Below are 26321 nucleotides of genomic sequence, written 5' to 3' on the forward strand. Positions count from 1 at the left end.
GGCACCCCGCTTCTGTCCTATCTTGTAATTTTGGGGATGCACCCCATTTTTCAGTACAGGCTAAGATCAATATGTCGCTCAACTGCGTTTTGCAGATCAAACGACATTGAAAATTGATACGAAATTAACGACATCGCAAAAACCGAATACTGACTGAGGCGCAGAATGCTTGTTTTTATTCTTTGCATTTAGGCCCCCTGGAAGACAGATGCCGCTGCAATTTACGCCAATATAGCAAGTAACATCATCATTGAGGATCACATGGAACAATTCCACGGAACGACTATTTTGTCGGTACGACGCGGTAATCTGGTCGCACTAGGCGGCGACGGCCAGGTCACTTTAGGCAACATCGTCATGAAGGGTACTGCGCGCAAAGTACGCAAGCTGTATCACAACAAAGTATTGGCAGGATTTGCCGGCGGAACGGCTGACGCCTTCACACTGATTGAACGTTTCGAAGCGAAACTGGAAAAGCATCAGGGGCATCTGATGCGCGCATCCGTTGAGCTCGCCAAGGACTGGCGCACCGACCGCATGCTGCGTCGCCTAGAGGCTATGCTGCTGGTAGCGGACAGAGAAACTACTCTAGTCATTACCGGCAATGGCGATGTATTAGAGCCTACTGACGGCATCGGCGCGATTGGTTCGGGCGGCACCTTTGCTCAGTCTGCGGCCAAAGCCTTGCAAGAAAATACTGACTTATCGCCCATTGAGATTGTCAAAAAATCGCTCACCATTGCAGGCGAATTGTGCATTTATACCAATTTGTCACATACGATAGAAACCTTAGAATAAACACGGATCAGCTCTATGAACATGACTCCCCAAGAAATCGTTTCTGAACTCGACAAACATGTGGTCGGACAGGGCCGTGCCAAACGCGCTGTCGCCATTGCACTGCGTAACCGCTGGCGCAGACAGCAAGTACCAGAGCCGCTTCGTCACGAAATTACGCCAAAAAACATTCTGATGATAGGCCCTACAGGTGTCGGCAAAACCGAAATCGCCCGCCGGCTGGCAAAACTTGCCGATGCACCCTTCATCAAAATTGAAGCGACTAAATTTACAGAAGTTGGGTACGTCGGTCGCGACGTCGATACGATTATTCGCGACTTAGTGGATATCGGCATTAAACAAACCCGCGAGGCAGCAACTCGCAAGGTGCGCGCCCGCGCTGAAGATGCCGCAGAAGACAGAATCCTCGATATCCTGTTGCCGCCATCACGTGATTTTGGCTTTGCCCCAAATACCGGTAACGCCGCCAATACTGGCGATACCGACTCCGCAAGTACGGACAAAGCCGTCGACAATCCAACCCGTCAAACCTTTCGCAAACGTCTGCGTGAAGGCGCCTTAGACGACAAGGAAATCGATATCGACCTCACTGAGCCAGCACCGCAAATGGAGATCATGGCGCCGCCTGGCATGGAGGAGATGACTGAACAGATCAAATCCATGTTTTCCGGAGTAGGTAGCGGACGCAAAAAGTCCCGCAAGCTAAAAATCAAAGAAGCGCTGAAACTCTTGATCGAAGAAGAGGCTGGCAAGCTGGTCAACGAAGACGAACTAAAGCAACAGGCGATCCAGAATGTCGAGCAAAACGGGATTGTGTTCCTTGACGAAATCGACAAAATCGCATCGCGCTCAGAAACTGGGGGCGCTGAAGTATCGCGTGCCGGCGTACAGCGCGACCTGCTTCCGCTAGTCGAAGGAACCACCGTCAATACCAAGTACGGGATGATCAAAACCGATCATATTCTGTTCATTGCCTCTGGTGCCTTTCATCTGGCAAAACCGTCCGATCTGATCCCGGAATTGCAAGGTCGCTTCCCGATACGCGTCGAGCTGGAATCTCTCTCGATTGCTGATTTCGAACGCATCCTGACCAGCACCGATGCTTGCCTGACACGTCAATATCAAGCATTACTGGCAACCGAAGGCGTCACCGTAGAATTCAGTGATGAAGGGGTGCAAAGGCTCGCGGGAATTGCTTTTTCCGTCAATGAAACAACCGAAAATATCGGTGCACGCCGGCTCTACACCGTGATGGAAAAGCTGCTGGAAGAAATCTCTTTCGACGCCCATCAAAACTCGGGCAGTACCGTTGTGATTGATGCCGCCTATGTGGAAAGTAAGCTCGCCGCCTTATCGGTCGACGAGGACTTATCCCGCTATGTTTTATAAGCTATGTTTTATCAACTTTGTAGCCGCTAACAAACAACAAAACATAGCACTGAAAAATGATCGGAAAGGAAAGCAGTAATGGCTAATAAAACTTCAGGAACCCGCCAGAAACTGACTTTCCGCCTCGATCCGTCACAGACTAAACCACGTAATCCGATAGCTGTCGCTGCCAAACAAAGAAGTGCAGGCAGTCACCAGAAATCGCCCTCCGCTCTGCGACAAGCGCAAAAACTCATCGTCAAAAAATTGCCTGTCGATGGCGAACAAGATTGATTTAGCCGAAAAATCAGTTACAGTAAGAATGTCGGAATGAGTAAGCAAAACAGTCAAGGTTAGTCATTTACCCGGCCTTATCCGAAATGCAGTCCAGCCATGTCCTAGGTAGTCCCCTCTCCAGCATCACTTTCGCAGAGAACATCAGGTGCAATCATGTCAGGAAGCAGGCGCAGAAAACAACAAGTACAACACCATATGTTCTTACGCCGTAAGGATATTTTTGACGCGTTTTATGGTGGACCTGGGAACACTTTATCTGTCCACGTTGGGCTTGAAAAAGACTCGCGAATTAATGAGACGGCAGCATGTGCCTGAGACCGTCATCATCCGGGTGTTAAGCTTTCCGGGTTTTCGCCGAACCTATGCCCGCACCTGATTTATTTGGCGACTTTATTGTGGCTACCGCCTAACTTGTCTACCGGAGCTCTTGCTTAGCATCGCGTGCCAGTAAGCGCGCAATCATTTGCTGTGCGGGGACATCATCGAATAACACCCCTGCTACGGCATTCGTAATCGGCATTTCAATCTGCAAACTTTCTGCCAGATTTTTGACGGCTCTGGCACAACGCACACCCTCTGCGACATGCCCCAACTCTTGCACAATCACCTCCAGTGACTTGCCCTGAGCTAATGCCAGTCCGACTTTACGATTGCGGGAAAGATCGCCGGTGCAGGTCAATATCAAGTCCCCGACGCCGGTCAATCCCATCAACGTTTCGACATGCCCACCCAGCGCAGCGCCGAGCCGGCTGATTTCAGCCAAGCCACGTGTCATTAAAGCAGCACGGGCATTTAAACCCAGACCTAGGCCATCGGCAATACCGGTGGCAATTGCTAAAATATTTTTAACTGCCCCGCCGACTTCAACGCCGACCACATCATCACTGGAATACACGCGAATCGCGTTGCCATGCACCGCATTCACGACATGCTGACATAGCTCTGCGGAACTGGACGCAATCGTCAGTGCACACGGCAAACCTCTGGCAACTTCCTGAGCGAATGATGGACCGGACAATGCCCCTGCGAGCACGACATCGCCCAGCACCTGACGCACAACCTGATGCGGTAATAATTGCGAACCTTCTTCAAATCCCTTGCATAACCAGACCACATGCTTAGGATGATATGGTAGGCATTGTTGCAAGAGAGGACGTAAGCCCGCAACCGAAGTCGCAATAATCAACAGGCCATCGTCCGTGCTGACATGCCTCATTGTTTCTTGAAAATCATCACTTGCTTGCAATTGAGGCGGGAACGGGAAACCGGCAAGATAAGTCTTGTTCTCACGCCCGGCCTGCATTGCTTGCATGACATCAGCGTTACGCCCCCACAACTGCACCTGATGTCTGGCAGCTAAAGAAATCGCCAGGGCAGTACCCCAGGCTCCAGCACCAAGTACGCTGATGTTCATAGTCTGACCTTCACAAGAAGTTGTTTCATAAATATTCATGCTTAAACCGATGGTATACCAGCAATGGCGGGTAGCATGCTTTTTTCAATTATATGCATATACTCCACTTAGTATATTTTCAGGCACACGTTTTATATGCGGATACAGGTATATTTTCTAAAAAATGAGGGGAGTATATAAAAAAAGGACAGCTTCCTGTCCTTGTTTATGCCTACATTTTACTCTGCGCAACACTTGCGCAGTCTGCTTTACGTGCTTCTGATTTATACGCCCCAGACTTCTGCCACTTTGACATAACCGATCTGGCCATCGCGATGTTTGACCTTGACCCAGCCAGCATTGGCGGGCTCTGCCATTTCCAGCAACACATTCTTGTCCGCACTAAAAATCAATGCAGAAGATTCGTCGGCAGCAGCACGGACTTTGGCATTCGCTACACGCACAACCACATTACGACGGGCGACCAGTTCTTTGGACTCGACCCAACTGAGATCACCACCCATATCGCGCACCTTGCTCCAGGTGCCATAGCTCAAGATTACCTCGACCGGCATACCACGTGGTGCGACATAAACCTTGCTGCCTTTGGCAGACGGCGCGTCATAGAAGATGACCGGTGAAGGGCCAATCGACTTGAAATCGAGCGCCAGAGCGGCACCTGACACCGATGCCAGAGCAAGCACTACAGATAAGACCAGAGAACGACGCATAGTAGTTTCCACTTAATTCCCTGCCAGCACACTGGCTGGCAGGTCTATCGTCAAGAATTACAATTAGTGAGTGGTTGCTGGCGTTTCAGTACCGGCATCTGCTGCGAGTTTGGCTTGTTGCTCAGCCAAAGATTGCAGACGTTGCTGGTAGAAAGCTTCAAAATTGATTTCTGACAAATGCACTGGCGGGAAACCGGCGCGGGAAATCACATCAGCGATGTTGGAACGCAGGTATGGGTAGATGATATTCGGGCAACCGATGCCGAGCAATGGATCGAGTTGATCCGCAGGGATATTGCGCGCTTCAAAAATACCAGCTTGCTTGCCTTCAACCAGGAAAGCGACTTTGTCTTTGATTTTTGCAGTCACTGTCACGGTCACGGTGGACTCAACAATGCCTTCAGCGAGCGGCTCAGCAGTCACATCCAGTGCAACTTCGATCGTCGGTGCTTCTTGTTCCAGAAAAATCGCTGGAGAGTTTGGCTGTTCAAGCGACAAATCTTTCAGATAAACGCGTTGAATTTGAAATACGGGCTGCAGATTTTCGTCAGACATGTGAGACTTTCTAAAAATTCTAAAAGATTAATAATGAACAGCGAGATGGCAAGATGTGGCTGTTTTCAGCCATTTCAAGATCACGGCGCGTTATTCTATCAAGTCAAAGACAAAATCAGCAAAAATCCTCAAATTAGTGGGATTTTTGCTGATTTTATTTGATTTCCAGCAAGTAAACCGGTTGCGAGATCCGCAGTTAAGCTGGATTCAGCAGTGCATCAAGTTTGCCAGCCCTGTCTAATGCAGACAAATCGTCAAAACCACCAACATGCGTTTCGCCGATATAAATTTGCGGTACGGTACGACGACCGGTCTTTTGCATCATATTGTCACGAATCACCGGATCCAGATCGACGCGAACTTTTTCAATCTCTTCGACACCCTTGGATTTCAACAGGCGTTCTGCCATGGTGCAATAGGGACAAACTGCGGTGCTATACATTAGGACATGCGCTGTCATGTTGTTCTCCTGCGCTAAATAACTGGATGACTGGATTATTTTACTGTCGGCAAACCTTGCGACTTCCAGGCCGCAACGCCACCCTCAAGACTGACTACCTGCTCAAAGCCTGCTTTATTCAGCACACCTGCAGCAGTCGCAGAGCGGATACCGCGCTCACAGACGGTGATAATAGTAGCGCTTTTTGATTTTTCCAGCTCTTTCAAGCGATTTGGCAATTCAGCGAGCGGGATATTTTTCGCGTTTTGTAAATGACCTGTCGCAAACTCAGTCGCCTCCCGTACGTCAAGAACGACGGTCTTGCCTTGATTGATCAATTGGGTTGCCTGCAATTGTGTGACCTTGGCGCCACGTCTTTGCAGTACGGGAAAAAGCAATGCGCCGCCAGAAACCAGGGCGAGGCCAATAATCCAGATGTTATCAATAAAGAATTTCACAGTATTCCAATGGTGAGTTAATTGTTATAAACGGTAATAAGTAGCAGTAAAGTCTCTGTAACGAACGCCGCCATTATAAAATAGATGCTGCAACAGCGACTGACTCCCTCAAATTCACAACAATTTCACGTAAATCATGTACAAAATCGTTTTGATGCGCCACGGCGAATCCACCTGGAATCTTGATAACCGCTTTACTGGCTGGACCGATGTTGATCTGACGGAGAAAGGCGTAGCCGAAGCACGTCAGGCCGGACAGGTTCTGAAAGAAGCTGGTTTCACTTTTGATCTGGCATTTACCTCCGTATTGAAACGCGCCATCCGCACGCTCTGGGGCACCCTGGATGAAATGGATTTGATGTGGCTGCCGGTGGTGCATGACTGGCGCCTCAATGAACGTCATTACGGTGCCCTGCAAGGCTTGAACAAAGCAGAAACCGCCGCCCAGTATGGGGATGAGCAGGTGTTGGTATGGCGTCGCAGCTACGATACGCCACCGAACGCATTAACAGAAAACGATCCACGCGCTTCATTCAACGACCCGCGTTATGCTGGTTTATCCCGCGCGCAAATTCCACTCACAGAATGCCTGAAAGACACCGTAGAACGCGTCATGCCAGCGTGGGAAGATACGATTGCACCAGCGATCCGCTCCGGTAAACGCATCATCATCAGTGCTCACGGCAACAGCTTGCGCGCTTTGATCAAAATGCTGGATGGCATCAGCGATGCCGATATTGTTGGCCTGAATATTCCAAACGGTCAGCCGCTGGTGTATGAATTAGATGCTGATCTGAAGCCCATCAAGCATTACTACCTTGGCGATCAGTCCGCTATCGAAGCGGCGTTGCAAGCCGTTGCCAGCCAGGGAAAATCCAAATAAGTATCTTGATGCATCAAGTCGTAACGGGTGTTTTTCAAACAAGCGCCCACTGCACACCATCGCATATAGTGTCCTTAGCGTCACGACTACGTGCGATGGTCGGTCATGCTGCAATTGTTCTGACGATCAGCGTAACAGCACCGCACACTGCGGATGCAGCTACCACTGCGCGTGCTACACAAAAAAATCAGGCCGAAGCACAACGCGCCGAACTCCAGCAAAAGCTGAAGACGCTCAAAACCGATATCAATAAAACGGAAACCGCCAAAGATAAAGCCAGCGACGCTTTAGCGGCATCCGAGCAGGCGATCTCCGAGGCGAACCGTTCTTTACGCGATTTAAAAATCGAGCAGGGCGACACCCAAGTACGTTTACAAAAACTATTAGACGAACAAAAGCGCCTCAGTGCCAAGGTGGATCTTCAGAAGAAACAACTTTCCGATTTTTTGCGTCACCAGTACATGCGAGGCGACAGTGACCGTATCAAATTATTGCTCTCTGGCGACAATCCGAATCGCATTAACCGCGACTTGCAATACATGGGCTATGTCTCGCAAACCCAGGCCAAAATGATAGAGGGCTTGCGGGTCAGCCTGGCGGCAGCGGAAAAAAATGCCAAGGACGAGCAGGAAGCCAAAGACGAATTAGATGAAATCGCGCAAGAAGAACTTACGCATAAAAATGCGCTTGAATCAGAAAAGAAAAAACGCAGTACCCTGCTCGCCCAGCTAGCAGACAAATTACACGCCCAGAAAAAAGAAGCGGATAGCCTGCAAAAAGATGAACAACGCCTGGGCAATCTGGTGTCGCGACTGAACAAACTTATCGAGGAACAAATTAAGGCAGAGCAAGCACGAGCTGCCCAGATCGAGAAACAGCGCCAGGAAAAACTCGCCCAGGAAAAAGAACAGCGGGACAAAGCGGCTAAAGACAAGGCGCTCGCAAATCAGGGCAAAAAACCAGGAAAAGCAAGCAACCCCAATGCGATTAACGCCGACGAACCACCGGCAAAATCCTTCGCCAAGAACGAGCAAACGCCCACACCCAATAATTTTGAAGGTGAGTTCAGCAAGCTTAAAGGGCAGTTACGTCTTCCTGTCAAAGGTGAGCTGATCGCCAGATTTGGCAGTAAACGTGGCGACGGCCCTAGCTGGAAAGGTCTTTTTATCAAGACAAGTGAAGGCGCTGAGATCAAGGCAATTGCAGCGGGACGAGTCATTTTTGCCGAATGGCTGCGCGGCTTTGGCAATATGATCATTGTGGATCACGGCAGCCGCTACTGGAGCCTTTATGGCAATAATCAGTCGGTTTTCAAGCATGTCGGCGATGTCGTCAAGGCAGGTGACACGATTGCCAGTGCGGGTAATAGCGGCGGCAATGAAGAATCAGGTTTATACTTTGAGCTCAGATACCAAGAGCGCGTATTCGACCCGTTAACCTGGGTAACAATTAAGTGAGATGTGAGTTATAAAACATGGGCAGCAAAATTAAGAATTTTGGTTTAATCAGTTTGGGCATGATCGCCGGCGTCGCTGCATCTGTGCAGTTTTCCGCACTGGCGCAAAAAAATGCCGGCACGCCTTTGCCGGTTGAAGAGCTGCGTCAGCTAGCCGATGTGTTTGGTCTGATCAAGTCCGATTATGTAGAGCCGGTAGAAGACAATAAGCTGCTGACCGAAGCCATTTCAGGCATGGTCGCCTCACTTGATCCACATTCAGCGTATCTTGATAAAAAAGCCTACGCGGAACTGCGCGAAGGCACACAAGGTAAGTTTGTCGGCCTTGGGATCGAAGTCGGGATGGAAGACGGCTATGTCAAAATCATTTCCCCCATCGAGGATTCTCCCGCCTATCGCGCCGGCGTCAAAGCAGGTGACTTGATTACCCGCCTTGACTCGCAACCAGTCAAAGGTCTGTCGCTGGACGAAGCCGTCAAAAAAATGCGTGGCGAGCCGAATACCAAGATCACTCTGACGCTGGCACGCAAGACCGAAGACAAACCTATCGTCGTCACCATCACCCGCGAACTGATCAAGCAGCAAAGCGTCAAAGCGAAACTCATCGAGCCCGGTTATGCGTGGTTGCGTATTGCGCAATTCCAGGAGCCGACTGTCGAGGACATGGCGAAAAAAATCCAGACACTGTATGCGCAGGATCCCAATATCAAAGGCCTGGTCTTAGATTTACGCAATGATCCGGGCGGCGTGTTGCCAGGTGCTATCGGCGTCTCTGCTGCGTTTTTGCCAAAAGACGTCGTCGTGGTATCAACGAACGGTCAGCTGCCAGATTCTAAAGCGACTTATTACGCCAAGCGCGAGAATTATGCCAACCGTGCTGTCGGCGATCCGCTCAGCAAATTACCTGAAGCGATCAAAAATGTACCGATGGTAGTACTGATTAATACCGGCTCCGCCTCCGCATCCGAGATCGTCGCGGGAGCATTGCAAGACTACAAACGCGCAACCATTATCGGTACCCAGAGCTTCGGTAAAGGATCGGTGCAGACCATCCGTCAACTGTCTGCCGATACCGCAGTCAAGCTGACTACAGCACGCTATTACACACCGAACGGGCGCTCTATCCAGGCGAAAGGTATCGTGCCGGATCTGAACGTTGAAGAAACCGCTGATGGGGACGGATTCAATAGCCTGCGCACACGTGAGGCAGATTTGCAAAAACATCTGACGAACGACAAAGAAGCTGAGCAAACCAATAAAGGTAAAGTCGATGAACTCGAAGAGGAGCAACGACTGATTGCAATGGCAAAGAGAAGTAAGCCGCTCGAATACGGTAGCAAAGATGATTTTCAGCTGGCACAGGCTTTAAATCACTTGAAGGGATTACCAGTCAAAGTCGCCAAAGCCGAAGCCAAAGAAGAGATGAAGGATGAGGCCGATACCAAGTCAGACGGTAAATCTGACAGCAAGAAAAAATAACTGAAAACTGAAACTCAGTCAGGGTTGACAGATTTGCTTCACCTGTCAAACCTGATGAAATCGACTTAAAGTTGGTTAAAAGACCGCAGCTGATGCGGTCTTTTTTTATCTGCGTCCCATGCATTCTTATTCCGCTTACAATACCCGGCAGGCCAGGCAATACATTTTTCCAACGTCAGAGAATCCCACATGGACGACCATCAGTTATTACGTTATTCGCGGCATATCCTGCTCGATCAGATTGGGATCGAGGGGCAGGAAAAAATCCATGCAGCTCATGCCTTAATTATCGGTGCAGGCGGTCTGGGTTCACCTGCGGCCTTGTATCTCGCCAGCGCCGGCGTCGGCACTATCACACTGGTAGATCACGATACCGTCGACCTGACTAACTTACAACGACAAATCGCACACAATACTGCACGTATCGGTCAGTCCAAAGTAAGCTCCGCAAAACAAACGCTGGAAGCCATTAATCCCGAGATCACGATCATCGCTCTGCAGGAAAAAGCCAGCGATGAACGTCTGCACGAATTAGTTCAGTCCGCCAGTATCGTGCTCGATTGCTGCGACAACTTTAGTACGCGCCACGCAGTCAATCAGGCCTGTGTCATGGCAGGTGTTCCGCTGATCTCTGGTGCGGCAATCCGCTTCGACGGGCAGATCAGTGTGTTTGATACGCGCGACGCTGCATCGCCGTGCTATGCCTGCCTGTTCCCGCCTGACCAGGCGTTTGAAGAAGTCATGTGCTCAACCATGGGCGTGTTCGCCCCGCTAGTCGGTATCATCGGTAGTATGCAGGCCGCTGAAGCCTTAAAAGTAATCATGGGGATAGGTCAGGCATTGACCGGACGTTTGCTTCTGCTCGATGCGCAAAACATGGAGTGGACGCAGATCCGCATCAACCGCAATCCACTGTGTCCCTTGTGCGCTCAGCGCCAACATACACAATAATGTCACGCTGATATAACGCTCACGGCCTCACGCAACGGCACGCACCTCAAAGACCTTTTATTGGGCTGACCCAGTCGATTCAGCCTCGATTGACGCGGACATACAGCGCAGATTTGCATACCGTGTTGGCACCTGTTATTATTTTCTTTTAGACAATTAATATTGTGTTAGTGTTTATCCTTATCGGTGCCACCAGCATTATTGGTAATGGCACGTAAACACAATCCAACCAGCCCTTCGCTCATCCCATGCTGAATGTCGTCAAAAACGAAATCAGGTCTTTCCTTAAAATCCGCAAAGAACGGATGCTACCGCCACCGGGTAGTATGCCAACCTTCGGCAGCACCATCGTCCTGCATCGTTTAAAAATTCAATTACGCATGACTCTGGAGCCGGAGCAATGGGAATGGCTGACCTTAAAAGGCTGGCGCACGCAAGACATGCGCAAAAATCGCCGTAAGTATTTTAAAGTACCGAGCAAAGCCGTCGCACGCCTGCTGCATGCGGCGCCTGAAGAGCGTGAAGATATTTATCAGCGCATCGTGACGTATGAATTTGATGAGAGTCATCTGATCTGAGTCACGCTAGTCCACATCGTTGTTCATATACTGCCGCCCGATATTTAGCCAGACCTAAACAATGTAAAACCGGCGGCATACATCGTAATATTCCCCCAGCAATATTCACGTTACCAGACAGATCATTAAAGATCCGTTAAGACCAGTCTTCTTGCAATAAGCTTGCCTCAAGGTATCGTACCTGAAGCTCCGCGTAACTATTTTTCACAAAATTGAATCCAAAGCCTGATTGCTCTCGTAAGTGAGATGCGGACTGAATTCCACCAACCGTGGAAACCGTTTACCTACACTAAGGGAGTTGATCATGAGACATATCGCAACAAGACTCAGCAATAAAATCCTGCTTTCCCTCGTGGCTGCTGGCAGCCTGAGTGGCATCACCTCTTTACCAGCGCAAGCGTCAAGTCACAGGGAGGCACCTTTTTTGACGCGCCATCCTAAAGTCGATGCAACAGATTTTTATATGTTCCGTAGTTATGAAGCCAATCGCGGCAGCTATACAACGCTGATAGCCAACTACGTGCCTCTCCAAGATGCCTATGGCGGTCCAAATTATTTTTCCATGGATCCAGATGCTTTGTACGAAATCCATATCGACAATAATGGCGACGGCAAAGAAGACATGACCTTTCAGTTCCGTTTCACCAATACCAATAAAGACGCAAAATTCTCAGTCGGGGGTAAAGATGTCTCGATTCCGCTGGCAATTAATGGCGGCGCAATCGACTCCGTCAATCCTGCCGGCCTGAACGTACGCGAAACATACAGCATCACTCTGGTACGCGGTGATCGTCGTACCGGCACACGTAGCGTCGTTACCAATGCCACCGGCGGAGCAACGGTTTTTGACAAACCGGTCGATAACATCGGCAATAAATCTATCCCTGACTATGCTGGCTATGCGGCCAAGCATGTGTTCAATATAAACATACCCGGCTGCGCCACACCAGGTAAAGTCTTTGTCGGTCAACGCAAAGACCCGTTCGTCGTCAATCTGGGTGAAACCTTTGATCTCATCAATATCAAAGCCCCCGCCACCGCCTTCGATCCGAATGCAGAAAAAGCCGCAAAAGACGATCTGGCAGATAAAAACGTCACGGCAATTGAAATGGAAGTACCGACGAGCTGTTTGACCGCCGGTACGGAAACTGTCATCGGTGGCTGGACCACGGCTAGCCTGAGGCAAGGTCGCGTCATCAACCCAACTCCGAATACAGGCAGCGCATCGAAAGAAGGCGGCGCCTGGACCCAGGTATCCCGTTTAGGCATGCCACTGGTTAACGAAGTAGTCATTGGCTTGAAAGACAAAGATCAGTTCAACCATAGCAAGCCAACAGGCGACGGTCAGTTTTTGACGTATGTCACTAACCCAACTTTACCTGCTCTGGTTGAAGTGCTGTTTAGTAGCGCCGGCGTCAAGGCTCCGACGAATTTTCCCCGAAACGATCTGGTCGCAGCCTTCCTGACCGGCATCAAAGGTGTGAACCAGCCAGCCAATGTCGTCGCCTCTGAAATGTTACGTCTGAATACGACAACTCCTGTCAGCGCAACACAAAACCGCATGGGTGTCATCGGTGGCGACAGCGCAGGCTTCCCGAATGGCCGTCGTCCGGGTGATGACGTCGTCGATATCGCCTTACGCGTCGTGATGGGTCGTCTGTGCAAACTCAGTATCGGTTGCATACCAACTGATGCACCCGCAGGTAGCATCGATTTCACCGATGGTGCCTATCTCGACAGCAGCTTTTTCGATAATAGCTTCCCGTATTTGAAAACACCGATTGCTGGTTCTTTCAAACATTAAGACGCTCTCATCATCCCTCTGGAGAAGATCATGAAAATGAGAAACACCATGCTCAGCGCATCCCTGGCGTTGCTACTGGCAGCCTGCGGTGGCAGCGATAGCTACACCAGTACCTCGCCCGCGACACCAATGACGCCGACAACACCGTCCATCATGGATACGTTCACAAAGTTTGTGGTCAGTCTGATCGCTGGCAGTCCGGAAGATCAGGAACCGCAGGCGGTGGAATCTATTACCGTCACAGCGCCGGAAGATACAGAATCGGTGAGCACGACATAAGTTGTAAAGGAACAGTATTTGCACCGCTGTCCTGAAGTGCCATTGGGCCTGTTCGTTCAGAATACCGCAACACCGGTAACACGAACAGGCCCAAACCGACTATGGCTGTAGTGACTATTTGAAGACCCCGGGGTCTGTAGATATTGGACATATAAAATGTACGCTCCCTTCCGCTCTTCTGTCGTTGCCGCCGGCGTATTGCGACTGCTACCGCAGCCACCCCAGTTAGCACTGCTATCACTGTTATTGCTAACGCCGCTGGCATCGTTGATATCGCAGACCGCTCATGCAGGCGGTGTCCAGGGCACACCGGAACAGGTAAACAGCGTGACGATTACCGCATTGAATAGCCGAGCACAAATCGGGCTGGCGGATTCTGCCAATCAGGGCATGATCACTGCAGAGCAATTAGAAAATCGCCCTCTGGCCCGCACCGGTGAATTGCTGGAAGCAGTACCAGGCATGATCGTGACGCAACATTCCGGTGACGGCAAAGCGAATCAATATTATGTGCGTGGTTTCAATCTCGATCACGGCACCGACTTTCGTACCAGCGTGTTGGGCATGCCAGTCAATATGTTGTCGCATGCGCATGGCCAGGGTTACTCCGATCTGAATTTCGTCATCCCGGAACTCGTCAGTACGATCCAGTATAAAAAAGGTACCTATTACGCCGAAGAAGGAGATTTTTCAGCAGCCGGTGCCGCGGCATTTGATTACAAACGCCGCCTGGAACAAGGTCTGATGAATCTGGAAATCGGGCAATATCGTTACCACCGTCTTGTCTTCGCTAATTCGACTCAGTCAGGTCCGGGAAATCTCCTCTACGCTCTGGAAGTTGCGGGACAGGATGGCCCCTGGCAATTACCCGAACGCTACCAACGCGTGAATGCCGTGTTGTCGTATAGCTGGAAGAGTGGCGCCGATGATGTGCGTATCAGCGCGATGGGACTAGACTCATCCTGGCACTCGACCGACCAGATCCCGCAACGTGCGATCACTACCGGACTGGTGGATCGCTATGGTGCGTTAGACCCGAGTGATGGCGGCAACACTGCACGATATAGTCTCTCCCTGAACTGGAAGCGCCAGTTCAGCGATGGCAGTTTTAGATCGAATGCCTATATGATCCGTTCGCGTCTTGATCTGTATAGCAATTTCACCTATTCCCTTGATGATCGCATCCAAGGAGACCAATTCAATCAATCAGAAAAACGTACGGTGATTGGCTGGGATGGCGAGCGCAAATGGCGACATCAATTAGCCGGCTTCGATTCTGAAACCAATCTGGGATTACAACTGCGCACAGATCGCCTCTCGCCAGTCGGCTTGTATAGTACCCGGGCTCAGCAACGTTTATCGACCACGCGTGAAGACCGCATTAACGAAGCAACGAGCGCTTTATACCTGTCGAATACAACCCAATGGACCGGCTGGTTCCGCACACTGGCGGGACTGCGTGCCGATCGCTATAGTTTTGAAGTCATCAGCGATCTGAGTGCTAATTCCGGCCAGCGCACTGCGCATATTGTCAGCCCAAAACTATCGCTCATCTTCAGTCCTGACAAGACGACCGAGCTGTATGCGAACTGGGGGCAAGGCTTTCATAGCAATGATGCGCGTGGTGTTACCCAAACGACAGATCCCAAGACAGGCCTGACTACGGATGCTGACGGACAAGTCATCACCAGAGCAACGCCGCTGGTCAAAGCGACGGGGAAAGAAATTGGTCTGCGCCTGACCGGTTTGGCACCACATTTGCAAACCTCCATCTCGCTATGGCGATTAGATCTGGCATCCGAGCTCCTGTTTGTCGGTGATGCGGGCAACACAGAGGCGAGTCGCCCGAGCCGCCGCACCGGTCTGGAAATCGCAAATTACTACACACCGGTAGCTGGCTGGATAATTGATGCCGATATCGCCTTGTCACGCGCCCGCTTCCGTAACGCTGACCTGGCAGGCCCCTACATACCGGGTGCGATTGAACGTACCGCCTCGATTGGCTTGAGCGCAACAGAAGGTCCTTGGTCCGGCGGTTTGCGTCTGCGTTATTTCGGTGGCAGGCCGCTCATCGAAGATAACAGCGTACGCTCCGGAGCCTCAACATTGGTTAACGCCAAACTTGCGTATGCCATCAATAAAAAAATTAAAGTAACAGCGGAAGTCATCAATGTGCTGAATCGTCAGGTCAGCGATGTCGATTACTACTACGCATCCCAACTACCCTCAGAATCAGCACCGGTCAACGACATCCACACACATCCGGCAGAGCCGCGGGTCCTGCGGATCGGCTTACATTTAACGTTCTGACTTCCTGGTACAACTCATTTCTTTACTTTCATTTCTTTTCATTTCCTCTCATTTGTGATTGACCATGATGCGATTCTGTTTCCTGCTGATGATTGTTGCGATATGCTGTCTGCCAGCGCAGGCAACGCCATATCTTCCCAAAGACGATCAGCAGGTACTGGAGCACCTGCCCTTACGCAATGATACGACGCAGAGAGAATTTAGACGTCTGCGTCAAATATTGATCGCGCAACCAGATAATCTGCGCGCTGCAACCGAGCTGGCACAACACTATATTGATGCCGCACGTAACGACGGTGATCCACGCTATCTCGGCTACGCGCAGGCGGCATTAAAACCATGGTGGTCACTGATACAGGCACCAGTTCCTGTTCTGGTATTACGTGCTACCTTAAGGCAAAGTACGCATCAGTTTCCTGCAGCGCTGGATGATTTGAATGCGGTATTAAAACAGGATAGAGACAATGCCCAAGCCTGGCTGACGCGCGCGACCATATTGCAGGTACAGGGCAGGTTTGCCGAGGCAAAAGCCAGTTGTATGCACCTGTATCCTCTGGCACCTGAACTCGTTACCTTGACCTGTATCAGTAATATAGGCAGCCTGAACGGCGATGCAGCAGCAAGCTACACAACACTCCACAAAATCTATGACAAAAACCGCGATGCAGATCCGGGGATCCGTATCTGGGTACTGACCTTGCTCGCAGAAATCTCTGCTCGACGCGGCGATGCGACCGCCGCCGAGAACAGGTATCGAGACGCAATGTCACTGGCTATACCGGACAGTTATTTGCTCGGCTCCTACGCTGACTTCCTGCTTGATCAACACAGACCTGCCGACGTGATCGCGTTGCTCAAAAATAAAACAAAAGTCGATGCCTTGTTACTACGTTATGCACTTGCCCTGCAAGTACAACACTCACCTGCTGCCGATCAGATCAGTTTACTGGATCAGCGCTTTGAGGCAGCCATGCTGCGTGGTGATACGGTACATCAACGCGAACAGGCACGTTTTGAATTGCAATTAAAAAATCGCCCGGAGGTCGCATTAAAGCTGGCACAACTGAATTGGGCGATTCAGAAAGAACCCGCCGATCTGCGCATCTATCTGGAAGCCGCGGCTGCCAGCAAAAATCTGGAAGCGGCGGCACCGGCCATCGCCTGGCTCAGGCAAAACCGGCTGGAAGATATAGCGCTCGCCCCTTTACTCAACAAGCTGGGGGTGAAACAATGAATGCCGACGTGAATGCTGATGTGAATGTCGCGTTACATGCGGCCATAAAGCCTGGCGCAAATCCGGTGATGAATACTTCTTTATTACTACGCGTTTTGCACCAGCTCTTTGTGACCATCGCTGTGCTCACTACCTTGATGAGCCAACCCGCTTATGCGCATAAACCCAGCGACAGTTACCTGACCCTAAGACAGGATTCGCATGGTCTGCACGGGCAATGGGATATCGCGCTGCGGGATCTGGATTTTGCGATTGGACTCGATCAGGACGGTAACGGCGAATTGACTTGGGAAGAAGTCCGCAATAAGCATCAGGATATTGCCGCTTACGCTTTATCACGTCTCAGTATCATGGTCGACGGTAAAGCATGTCCTATACAACAAGGCCAGCAACTGATTGATCAGCATAGCGATGGGGCGTACACCGTATTATTGTTTGATACAGCCTGCGCAGGAGAAAAAATTTCGCTGCGCTACCAGCTCTTCTTTGATCTTGATCCGCAACATAAGGGTCTGTTGAATTTCATCAACAAGGAGGGTACTACCGCCACGGCGATCTTTAGCCCTGACCATGCAAGCCAGCAATTCACTCTGGCAGGCATCAGTAAATTGCAGCAATTCACGGAGTATGTACGGCATGGTGTCTGGCATATCTGGATTGGTTTTGACCATATCCTGTTCTTGCTGTCCTTGCTACTGCCAGCCGTGCTCGTTTTGCGCCAGGGTAAATGGGATGCCGCCAGCAATTTCAGGCAAGCGCTGTTTGATGTGATCAAAATCGTTAGCGCCTTCACACTCGCCCATTCGATCACTCTAAGTCTGGCAGCGCTGCAAATCATCGCCCTGCCCTCGCGCTGGGTAGAGTCGGCCATCGCCGCGTCGGTGATCCTGGCGGCATTAAATAATCTGTTTCCGGTGTTTCAAGGTAAGCGCTGGCTGGTCGCTTTTGTTTTCGGCCTGATCCATGGCTTCGGCTTTGCCAGCGTACTGGCAGATTTAGGTTTGCCGCAGGCAGTATTAGTATTGGCACTGGTAGGTTTCAATGCCGGAGTTGAGCTGGGACAACTCGGCATCGTTGCGGCATTCTTGCCACTTGCCTACCTGCTGCGCCGGCATCGCGTGTACCGTCAGGGGGTATTTCAGTTCGGTTCTGCACTGATCGTGCTGATCGCCTTGATCTGGCTGGTGGAACGTGTGTGTGACATCAGGCTGATTTCGGTTTAACCCGCTGATTGACACGATGTCACTCCGGTAGAAGTCCGGTGAAAGTTTGGCAATTTTTAAAATTTTAAAAAATATTTAAAAATCAGTGTAAGTAATTCCGGTTTGCATACGACTGATGCTCAAGTTCAAGCAAAGAACAACAAATAACTCTTTGTGATGAACTTGAAGGTTCAATCCTTGACCGGTAATTTTTACTCATCAACTATTTATTTTTCGGAGAACACATCATGAAACAAACTATCCAAACTGGCGCCCTGATCGCTGCTGCCGCTGCTGCTATGGCATTGTCCGGTGCTTCTTTCGCTGCGACAGCCACTGTCAGTGCCGGCGATAAAGTACATTGCGCCGGAATCAACAGCTGCAAAGGTACCAGCGATTGCAAAACAGCGGAGAACGCTTGTAAAGGTCAAAACTCTTGCAAAGGCCACGGCTTCGTTGCAACAAAAGCAGGTGAATGCCTGGCGAAAAACGGCAAGATCGTTGATCTGGATAAATAATCCAACAACCCGTCTGTCATGCGCTTGCTCTGGTCGTCCCGGACAAGCGCAATTTTTTTAAGTGATTAAAAATGAGTATGCCCATCGCTACACCAGGTTTCGGTCTGGGACTACGCACCGATCATTACCATGAGATCCTGGCCGCGCCACAGGCGGTAGACTGGTTTGAAATCCTGTCTGAAAATTACATGGTACCGGGAGGTAAACCGCTCGCGATGCTGGATGCGATTCGACGTGATTATCCCATGGTGATGCACGGTGTATCGATGTCGATAGGCTCGGCTCAAGGACCAGATCCGGACTATCTGCGTGATTTAAAAAAATTATTACACCGCGTTCAGCCGCTGTGGGTTTCTGACCATATTTGCTGGACTGGTGTACATGGTAAAAATCTGCACGACCTGTTTCCTCTGCCGTATAACGAAGAGACGATTAAAATTCTTGTGCAAAATATCCGGCGCGTACAAGATGTGCTGGAGCGCCCACTGGTATTGGAAAACGTCTCCAGTTACCTCACTTTTCAGAGCGATACGATGAGTGAGTGGGAATTCGTGGCCGCCGTGGCAGAAGAGTCGGACAGTCTGATTTTGCTTGATGTCAACAACATCTATGTCAGCAGCGTCAACCATGGCTTTGATCCGGTGACTTATCTCAATGCGATCCCTGTGAATCGGGTACAGCAAATCCATCTGGCCGGCCATCATGATCACGGCACCCATATCATCGACACGCATGATCAGCCGGTAGCCGATCCGGTATGGGCATTATACGAACAGGCTTTGCGCCGGTTCGGCAACATTGCCAGCATGATAGAACGTGACGATCATATTCCCCCTCTGGCAGATCTGGTCTCTGAACTGGACATTGCGCGTCAGATTGCGCGGTGCGTTTCGGCAGAACAATGTCTGCTGGTTAAATCACACCCGACAGACCATCAAGCCATGCTGGAGACCTCGACATGATGCCGCTCTCTGCACTGGGTAAACTGCAAGCTGAATTTCAGGATGTGATTCTTGGCCTAAATACGCCCGCCAGCATACTGCCCCACATAGGAAATCAGTCTGGGCTGGCGACGGAAGAGCGACTGTCCATTTATTTCGATGGCTATCGCTTACGCCTATGCGAAGCATTGTCCAGCGCGTTTGATAAAACCCGCGCCTATCTAGGCGACGACTTATTTGATCAGGCTTGCCGTGCCTACATTCAGGAACATCCATCTCAATCACGTAATTTGCGCTGGTATGGCGCGGACTTTCCCGCATTCTGCCAAGTCTTCTTTTCTGACTATCCTTTAGTTGCCGAGCTTGCCGGATTTGAATGGTACTTAAGCCTGGCGTTTGATGCAGAGGATCAGCCCGTGCTGAGCGTAGGCAACCTGGGTGCGATAGCGCCGCATGCTTGGGAAAGCATAGGATTTCGCTGCCAGGCATCGCAACATTTTTTGCACAGTCAATGGAACTCGGTCGCAACCTGGCTGGCGCTGAGTGAAGAACAGACTCCGCCAGCACCGCAGCGATCTGAAGACACGCTTATCTGGCTGATCTGGCGCAGAGAGTTACAAGCGCATTTTCGCTCGGTCTCAGCGGCAGAATATCAGGCACTGCTGTCACTCAGCGCTGGACAAAGTTTTGCCGGTGTGTGTGCCACGGCGACCGAACATAATCCGGACAGCACCTCACAAATTGCAGGCTGGCTGCATACCTGGCTTAACGAAGGACTGCTCTCAGGAATCACCTGATCTGCTGATGTCGTCATTCCGCCTGACCTTGGCCAAACAACGGGAGCGGAGGCCAGATGCTACAATCTGGCCTCCGCTGTTTCCTGCCGTCGACCATGCCCCTCTCAGATCTGATCAAACTCATTCTCCTTGCTGCAATCTGGGGAGGATCATTTATTTTTATGCGTGTCGCAGTACCTGAGTTAGGGGTGGTAGTGACCGCGAGTTTGCGCGTGACAATCGCTGGTCTTGCCTTGCTAGGTTTTGTACGGCTGCAATCCGTTCCGATGCTATGGCGGGAGAACGTGAAATCGTATGCCATCGTCGGATTTTTTTCTGCGGCGTTTCCATTTTCCTGCTTCTCTTACGCGTCACAATTTTTACCAACTGCGTACTCTGCAGTGTTAAACGCGACTGCGCCTTTATTCGGCGCTTTATTTTCCATCGTCTGGCTGGCAGATCGCCTGACAATGCGTAAGCTGACTGGTTTATTGCTAGGCATTATCGGCGTGGCCGTTCTGGTTGGTGCGGGTGCACTGGATCTGAATCCACAGACACTCAGCGGCGCTCTGGCTTGCCTGGCAGCGGCAGCTTCTTATGCGATCTCCAGCATTTTGATGAAAAAGATGGGGCAGAATAAAACCGCTACCAACGCGGCATCGACAGGCATTCACCCATATGCAATGGCATGTGGATCCATGCTGCTGGGAGGCTTGATGCTGGCACCGGCAGTGCCGTTCTCGCTACCGCATCAGATCCCGTCGGTCACTGCGATTGTGTGCATGCTCTCACTCGCGTTGCTGGCAACTGGCGTAGCGCAGGCGATTTTTATTCCGCTCATTAGTCGCATCGGACCCACCAAGGCGATGACCGTGACTTTCCTGATTCCGATGTTCAGTATGTTGTGGGGCTATTTATTTTTACACGAAAGCGTCAGCACCTCGACCATCGCCGGTACCGCCATCGTACTCAGTGCGATGGGCTTAATTTTACATTCACCGGCCTCGACAAAAACTTAGGTCGATATCGTTTGAGTCCCTTACGTGCTGAGTGCGGGACGTAAATTTTGCTCAACAAAGTCGGCGCATTGTGGCGCGGGTAGAGGCTTGCTAAACAAGAATCCCTGTCCGTAAGTACAATCTAGCCCCCGTAAAAATTCTGCCTGCTCCCGGGTCTCAATACCTTCTGCGACGACCCGCATGTCCATATGGTTTGACAGAGAGACGATCGCCTGCGCAATCGCGGCATCATCTTTATCGTCGGGTAAATCCGAGACGAAACTCCGGTCGATTTTTAACTTATGAATCGGAAAGCGTTTTAAGTAGGCCAGTGAGGAATAGCCTGTTCCAAAATCATCGAGGGACAACTTAAAACCACGGCTGGACAAATCCGTCAAAATCGCCAGAGTCTCCGCCGTCTGCGACATCAGCATCGTCTCAGTCAATTCCAGCTCCAGCAAATGCGGCGGACAGTCATTTTCCCGGGCGATGCGCTCAACACTGTCGGCAAACCCGGGCTGACGGAACTGCCTTGCAGAGACATTCACTGCAACGAACAGAGGACCAAATTGCTGCTCCCACCGCTTGATCTGCGTACAGGCCTGATGCAATACCCATTCGCCTATGGTCACGATCAACTGGCTCTCTTCGGCAATCGGAATAAATTCCGCCGGAGAGACAAATCCCAGGCTCGGATGCTTCCAGCGCAATAAGGCTTCCATCCCCGCGACTTTATTGGTCGCCAGTTCCATGATTGGCTGGTAATACACTTCAAGCTCGGCATTTTCAATCGCCTTGCGCAAACCGGATTCAATCGTGAAGCGCTGTAAAGTGCGCTTAGACATCGCGGGCTTCCACAACTGGACATTGTTTTTGCCAAAGGCTTTCGCCTCATACATCGCCGCATCGGCCGAGCTGAGAAGGTCTTCAAATGTACTGACATGATCAGGCATCATTGCTACACCAATGGAAGCGCCGACATTAAATTCATGGATCTCGCACAAAAATGACTGACTTAATAACGCCAATAATTTTTCCGCCAGACGCAAAGCGTCATCGGTACTTTTAGGATTATCGAGCAGCACCGCAAATTCATCACCTCCCAGCCGCACCACCAGATCATTCGATCGCAAGGTTTTTTGCAAACGGTCTGCCACGGCGATCAGCAACAGGTCACCGACGCGATGACCAAAGGTGTCGTTCACATATTTAAAGTTATCGAGATCGATAAACAGCAGGCCGAATTTGGCCGAATTTTTAGCGCGATGCTCCAGCTCTCTCGTACGACGATTAAAGAAATGCCGGTTCGGCAGCCCCGTCACACTATCGTAATGTGCGATATGATCGAGTTGGATTTCTGCCCGCTTACGCTCAACTAATTCCTTGCCGATTGCCATATCCCGACGCTGGATCTGCTCAATCATGAAATTAAAACTTTCACCCAGCGTACCGATTTCATCATCGGTAGGAATCAGGGCGCGCTGATTATAGTCATCGTTACCGGACACCTCTTGCATCAGCAAAACCAGCTGCTGAATAGGATTGAGGATGCGGCGCAGATAGCGCTTAAGTAGCCGCCCTGCCAGCAATACTGCTGCCAGCGTCGCGAGTACAATCACCGTCACCAGTCCGGCAATTCTTTGATATGTCGCCGTCAAATCAACATGCATCTGCAGGCTACCTACCTGCTGCTCTTCTGCCATGACAGGCGTATTCACAATCAGGTAACGCGAATAAAAACGTGACTCGACGGTTTGTAAGGGCGTGGTTTCCGGTGCATCACTAATCTGCCATGGTTGGTCAGGACTCACCGGACGAACATACGAAGCAAACAAAGTCGCATCCGGGTAGCGCAACTCACCGGCCAGAACATTGGTATCCTGCGCCAGCGCACGCACGACCTCCTGTGCAGCTTTAGCGTCTTTAAATAAAAATGCCGGTGCGCTGTTCTGTGCAATGACCTGGGCGACGATTTCGGTATTACGCAACAGATCGGTGCGTGCCGTCATCCACAGATAAGACACGATCAGCGCCACCGCAAAAAAAGATGCCAAGCTGAAGGCCAGCAGATTCACCAGCATCAGTTTTTTTTCCAGCGTTTTTTTTATCATCGGCTTAGTCGTCATCGCTTTATCCATCATTTAACATTACGCGCGAGACGCAACAGCTTGGAACTCAGGGTCAATCCTGCCGTTTTTGCGACATTCTGATTGACATCAAACATGACGTTACTACCGTCCTGCACGATGACAATCATGACGTTCGGGAATTTCTCATCGACATACGATGTTTCTGTCACGGTGAGAATGGCTTGTTGACTGATAGACGATGCGATCCGGTTGAAATTTTCTTTTTCGGCAGAAGGGATAAACAATAAATGACAATTTTTGAGGTCAGCACCACTCACTGCACGGCGAATATGGATGGTTTTACCACGAATTTTTTTTTGCGCTGCTTTCTCTAAAAAGCGTCCAAACGGATCTTTACCGAATACGCAAAACTCCAGAGTCTCATCAGTAGATTCAGGCCAGTCAGTAAATAACGCAAAATTATTCAGATAAACAGCCTTCAGCGCGTATTCAGGCGCATCTGCCACCTCGTCGGCAAGTACCGGTGAGGCAGTGCACAAGGGCAGCGATGCAGCCAATGTGAGATAGCTCAAAAATTGCCTGCGCAATTTAAAACGCATAGTTCAATCCTAGTTGCCATTGCCGGCCGTCGCCGGGCAAGGTGCTGGTAGGCGCTTCGTCTGAGGCAGGATATAAAATCCGCCGGTCCAGTGCGTTCACGACGCGTAATTGCAGATCCAGACCAGGCAATAATTTAGTGATATTCAGCGTCAGATTCAGCACTGATTGCGTGCCCATCGCAGTGCGTGTGCCGCGCCAATCCAGCGTCCTCGGTCCCAGCGCATTGAACTCAAGTCCGCCAATCCAGTTGTCATTCCATAGCGCACGACTGGCGCGTAGTTTACTGATCCAGCGCGGACTGTTTCCCAAGCTCATACCACTCATATCGCGACTACGATTAAAGGCAAGACTGGTGTTGACGACCAGACCGTCCCTGGCTCGCAGGCGATGAAATAACTCCACGCCCTGCGCGGTAACGCTGGGATGATTTTGATATTGAAACAGACCGCCGCCCAGATCGACCTGACGTATCAGATCGGACAAGCGATAATCGAACAGGGACAATCCCATTTCCTGATGCGTATTAATCTGATATTCCGCTATGGCTTCTAAGGTACGTATCGTCTCAGGCGCGAGTTTGGGATTCGCCAGATATACCTGGTCGCGTGCATACGCAGATTCATAGGCATTCGCGGCGCGGTAGGCACGCCCTCCCAGTAGCTTTAGGCTCAGGTCGGGACTGGCATTCCAGATCAAGGCCAGTCTGGGGCTCGTATGAAATTGACTATAGCTGTTTCTGTCTGCGCGCAAACCCGCATTTAAACGCCAGTCAGGCAGAAAATTCCACTCATCCTGCAAGTAAAAACCGTAACGCTTACCCGGCGTGCTGATCGACAAAGGCGTATTCACCGAGACGCTGATATCGGCATTTTTTTGAATGGCGTCAAGATCGCTTTGAAAATCAATTCCGGCAATCCATTTGTGGTCGTCCAATCCGGTATACATGAGTCTGGCCTCACCAGAAAGCCAGCTACCTTTGGCCTCGTCACGATTAACATAGCTGCCAGCGACGGAATCCGTATAAGGGGCGTCGCCCTGGTAGGTAATACGCTGATAAGCAAAACGCGCATCCACCTGGGTGGCAGCCGTCAATGCTTTTTGATACGAACTCATCAGGCCATAACTGCCGTCGATCAAATGCAGGCGGCCATCATCAAAATTACTGCCATACAGCGCGGACGAGGGATGCACATCGCGCCGGGCAGCCCACGCAGACATGGCAAATCCGCCCTGCTTGAGTCCGGCAAATAGTCGCGTGACCGTCAGCATATCCAGTCCATGCGTCATGCCATCGGGCGAAGGCTTGCCATTGCTGGTCAGCAGCCCCGCTGCACCGGGATATTGCAGATCCCGTCCCAGCTTATCGGCGCGACTCACTGACATGACGAGATCAGGCATATCGCCATCAGACCGTCTGCTGGCGACGGCATGTAACTCGCGCCAGCCATCGCTTTGCCATTGCATACCGGCACTTAGCGCGGGCAAATTTTTGGCGCTGCGGGTCAATACATTGATCACGCCAAACATCGCGTTGGCACCATAAATTGATGAGCCTGGACCAGGTACATATTCGATCCGGTCGATCAGTCCCATGTCAATACGGAACTCGTGTCCCAGATTGGCCTGGTCATATAAATTATCGTTCAGCGGCTGTCCATCCAACAGCAGCAAGAACCGCATGTTGTAATCCCCCGGCACCATAAAACCCCGGGCACCGACAAAGGCAAACGCACGATCCGAACTTGCATACATACCTGGCAAGCTGTCCAGAGCTTCGGCCAGCGTGCGCCAGCCGTGACGACGGATATCTTCTGCACTGATCACCTGCACGGCCGAAGGCGCCTGACTCACGCTTTGTGCGTACTTAGAGGCACTGCGCACTTGCACCTTCATCAGGTCTTCAAGCGACAGTTCATTGAGGTCTTCTATGCTAGTACCCGCTGTGCTGGCAGCTTGTGCCGATGCGGGTTGTGAGGCAAAAGCAGAAGCAAATCCCGCGAGAAGGAAAAGAAGGGGCAAGCGGGACATGCATGACTCTGCAACATTCATAGTGTTGTTCTCTGCCAGTTGGTGGAATTATATTACTCTAACAACTGGCTTTTTGCCAATTAAACAACACCAGTTTTATCTGTAAACAAATTTAATTGTTCGGGTCGAGATAGGAATTCAAGCCATTTTTTTGC

Annotated in this window: 25 protein-coding genes; 17 read left to right on the forward strand and 8 right to left on the reverse strand. The window is 50.7% G+C overall.

The genetic code is table 11. The features are described 5' to 3' along the window. Positions 1-261 precede the first annotated feature (261 nt). The 3 genes from hslV to ACO0K4_RS14950 all read left to right on the forward strand — a co-directional run bounded on the left by hslV (position 262) and on the right by ACO0K4_RS14950 (position 2460). A complete protein-coding gene (hslV, locus tag ACO0K4_RS14940; protein WP_422957431.1) occupies positions 262-798 on the forward strand; it encodes an ATP-dependent protease subunit HslV in 537 nt (178 codons plus the stop codon). A 15-nt stretch (positions 799-813) separates the two neighbouring features. Then, complete coding sequence (hslU, locus tag ACO0K4_RS14945; RefSeq protein WP_422957432.1) at positions 814-2187, forward strand: ATP-dependent protease ATPase subunit HslU; 1374 nt, start codon at positions 814-816, stop codon at positions 2185-2187. 78 nt (positions 2188-2265) lie between these two features. After that, positions 2266-2460, forward strand: coding sequence for a hypothetical protein (locus ACO0K4_RS14950; protein WP_422957433.1), 195 nt, complete (start codon positions 2266-2268; stop codon positions 2458-2460). Positions 2461-2878: 418 nt separating this feature from the next. On the opposite strand, the gene ACO0K4_RS14955 is transcribed toward ACO0K4_RS14950, so the two are convergent. The 5 genes from ACO0K4_RS14955 to ACO0K4_RS14975 all read right to left on the reverse strand — a co-directional run bounded on the left by ACO0K4_RS14955 (position 2879) and on the right by ACO0K4_RS14975 (position 6039). Then, positions 2879-3877 (reverse strand): NAD(P)H-dependent glycerol-3-phosphate dehydrogenase, encoded by a 999-nt coding sequence (locus tag ACO0K4_RS14955; protein WP_422957434.1) that lies wholly within the window; start codon positions 3875-3877, stop codon positions 2879-2881. A gap of 263 nt (positions 3878-4140) precedes the next feature. Then, positions 4141-4587 (reverse strand): SH3 domain-containing protein, encoded by a 447-nt coding sequence (locus tag ACO0K4_RS14960; protein WP_422957435.1) that lies wholly within the window; start codon positions 4585-4587, stop codon positions 4141-4143. A gap of 63 nt (positions 4588-4650) precedes the next feature. Then, a complete protein-coding gene (secB, locus tag ACO0K4_RS14965) occupies positions 4651-5142 on the reverse strand; it encodes a protein-export chaperone SecB (RefSeq protein WP_422957436.1) in 492 nt (163 codons plus the stop codon). A 196-nt stretch (positions 5143-5338) separates the two neighbouring features. Further along, on the reverse strand, positions 5339-5602 hold the full coding sequence (grxC, locus tag ACO0K4_RS14970; protein ID WP_422957437.1) for a glutaredoxin 3: 264 nt from the start codon (positions 5600-5602) through the stop codon (positions 5339-5341). A gap of 35 nt (positions 5603-5637) precedes the next feature. Next, the gene (locus ACO0K4_RS14975; RefSeq protein WP_422957438.1) at positions 5638-6039 is read right to left on the reverse strand and encodes a rhodanese-like domain-containing protein; all 402 of its coding nucleotides are present in this window, start codon (positions 6037-6039) and stop codon (positions 5638-5640) included. Between the two features lie 136 nt (positions 6040-6175). Between ACO0K4_RS14975 and gpmA the strand changes: the two genes are divergently transcribed. From gpmA to ACO0K4_RS15045, 14 genes are all read left to right on the forward strand, one after another. Next, positions 6176-6922: a 2,3-diphosphoglycerate-dependent phosphoglycerate mutase gene (gpmA, locus tag ACO0K4_RS14980; RefSeq protein WP_422957439.1), complete on the forward strand. Its 747-nt coding sequence runs from the start codon at positions 6176-6178 to the stop codon at positions 6920-6922. A gap of 95 nt (positions 6923-7017) precedes the next feature. Continuing rightward, a complete protein-coding gene (locus ACO0K4_RS14985) occupies positions 7018-8379 on the forward strand; it encodes a murein hydrolase activator EnvC family protein (RefSeq protein ID WP_422957494.1) in 1362 nt (453 codons plus the stop codon). A gap of 17 nt (positions 8380-8396) precedes the next feature. Continuing rightward, a complete protein-coding gene (locus ACO0K4_RS14990) occupies positions 8397-9857 on the forward strand; it encodes a S41 family peptidase (protein WP_422957440.1) in 1461 nt (486 codons plus the stop codon). A 189-nt stretch (positions 9858-10046) separates the two neighbouring features. Then, positions 10047-10808 carry a HesA/MoeB/ThiF family protein gene (locus tag ACO0K4_RS14995; protein WP_422957441.1) on the forward strand — a complete coding sequence of 254 codons (762 nt, stop codon included), beginning with the start codon at positions 10047-10049 and terminating at the stop codon, positions 10806-10808. Between the two features lie 248 nt (positions 10809-11056). Then, a complete protein-coding gene (locus tag ACO0K4_RS15000; protein ID WP_422957442.1) occupies positions 11057-11386 on the forward strand; it encodes a hypothetical protein in 330 nt (109 codons plus the stop codon). Between the two features lie 304 nt (positions 11387-11690). Then, complete coding sequence (locus ACO0K4_RS15005; RefSeq protein WP_422957443.1) at positions 11691-13190, forward strand: DUF4331 domain-containing protein; 1500 nt, start codon at positions 11691-11693, stop codon at positions 13188-13190. Positions 13191-13220: 30 nt separating this feature from the next. Next, the gene (locus ACO0K4_RS15010; RefSeq protein ID WP_422957444.1) at positions 13221-13469 is read left to right on the forward strand and encodes a hypothetical protein; all 249 of its coding nucleotides are present in this window, start codon (positions 13221-13223) and stop codon (positions 13467-13469) included. Between the two features lie 156 nt (positions 13470-13625). Continuing rightward, the gene (locus ACO0K4_RS15015; RefSeq protein ID WP_422957445.1) at positions 13626-15779 is read left to right on the forward strand and encodes a TonB-dependent receptor; all 2154 of its coding nucleotides are present in this window, start codon (positions 13626-13628) and stop codon (positions 15777-15779) included. Positions 15780-15843: 64 nt separating this feature from the next. Then, positions 15844-17013, forward strand: a complete 1170-nt coding sequence (locus ACO0K4_RS15020; RefSeq protein ID WP_422957446.1) for a tetratricopeptide repeat protein — start codon at positions 15844-15846, stop codon at positions 17011-17013. Beyond that, a complete protein-coding gene (locus tag ACO0K4_RS15025; RefSeq protein WP_422957447.1) occupies positions 17010-18236 on the forward strand; it encodes a HupE/UreJ family protein in 1227 nt (408 codons plus the stop codon). Before ACO0K4_RS15020 ends, ACO0K4_RS15025 begins: the two co-directional genes overlap by 4 nt. A gap of 227 nt (positions 18237-18463) precedes the next feature. Beyond that, positions 18464-18733, forward strand: a complete 270-nt coding sequence (locus ACO0K4_RS15030) for a hypothetical protein (protein ID WP_422957448.1) — start codon at positions 18464-18466, stop codon at positions 18731-18733. Positions 18734-18804: 71 nt separating this feature from the next. Further along, positions 18805-19695 carry a DUF692 domain-containing protein gene (locus ACO0K4_RS15035; RefSeq protein ID WP_422957449.1) on the forward strand — a complete coding sequence of 297 codons (891 nt, stop codon included), beginning with the start codon at positions 18805-18807 and terminating at the stop codon, positions 19693-19695. Continuing rightward, positions 19692-20471, forward strand: coding sequence for a DNA-binding domain-containing protein (locus ACO0K4_RS15040; RefSeq protein WP_422957450.1), 780 nt, complete (start codon positions 19692-19694; stop codon positions 20469-20471). The genes ACO0K4_RS15035 and ACO0K4_RS15040 overlap by 4 nt, the downstream gene beginning before the upstream one ends. Before the next feature lie 95 nt (positions 20472-20566). Then, complete coding sequence (locus tag ACO0K4_RS15045) at positions 20567-21469, forward strand: DMT family transporter (RefSeq protein WP_422957451.1); 903 nt, start codon at positions 20567-20569, stop codon at positions 21467-21469. A 20-nt stretch (positions 21470-21489) separates the two neighbouring features. Here the strand turns inward: ACO0K4_RS15045 and ACO0K4_RS15050 are convergent, their stop codons facing one another. Genes ACO0K4_RS15050 through ACO0K4_RS15060 form a run of 3 tightly spaced genes read right to left on the reverse strand, consistent with a single transcriptional unit; the run spans position 21490 to position 26166 of the window. Then, positions 21490-23574 (reverse strand): putative bifunctional diguanylate cyclase/phosphodiesterase, encoded by a 2085-nt coding sequence (locus ACO0K4_RS15050; RefSeq protein WP_422957452.1) that lies wholly within the window; start codon positions 23572-23574, stop codon positions 21490-21492. An 11-nt stretch (positions 23575-23585) separates the two neighbouring features. Then, complete coding sequence (locus ACO0K4_RS15055) at positions 23586-24137, reverse strand: YfiR family protein (protein WP_422957453.1); 552 nt, start codon at positions 24135-24137, stop codon at positions 23586-23588. Continuing rightward, a complete protein-coding gene (locus ACO0K4_RS15060; RefSeq protein ID WP_422957454.1) occupies positions 24127-26166 on the reverse strand; it encodes a TonB-dependent receptor plug domain-containing protein in 2040 nt (679 codons plus the stop codon). The genes ACO0K4_RS15055 and ACO0K4_RS15060 overlap by 11 nt, the downstream gene beginning before the upstream one ends. Between the last annotated feature and the right edge of the window lie 155 nt (positions 26167-26321).

The organism is Undibacterium sp. RuTC16W (assembly GCF_049339445.1).
Lineage (GTDB): Bacteria > Pseudomonadota > Gammaproteobacteria > Burkholderiales > Burkholderiaceae_D > Undibacterium.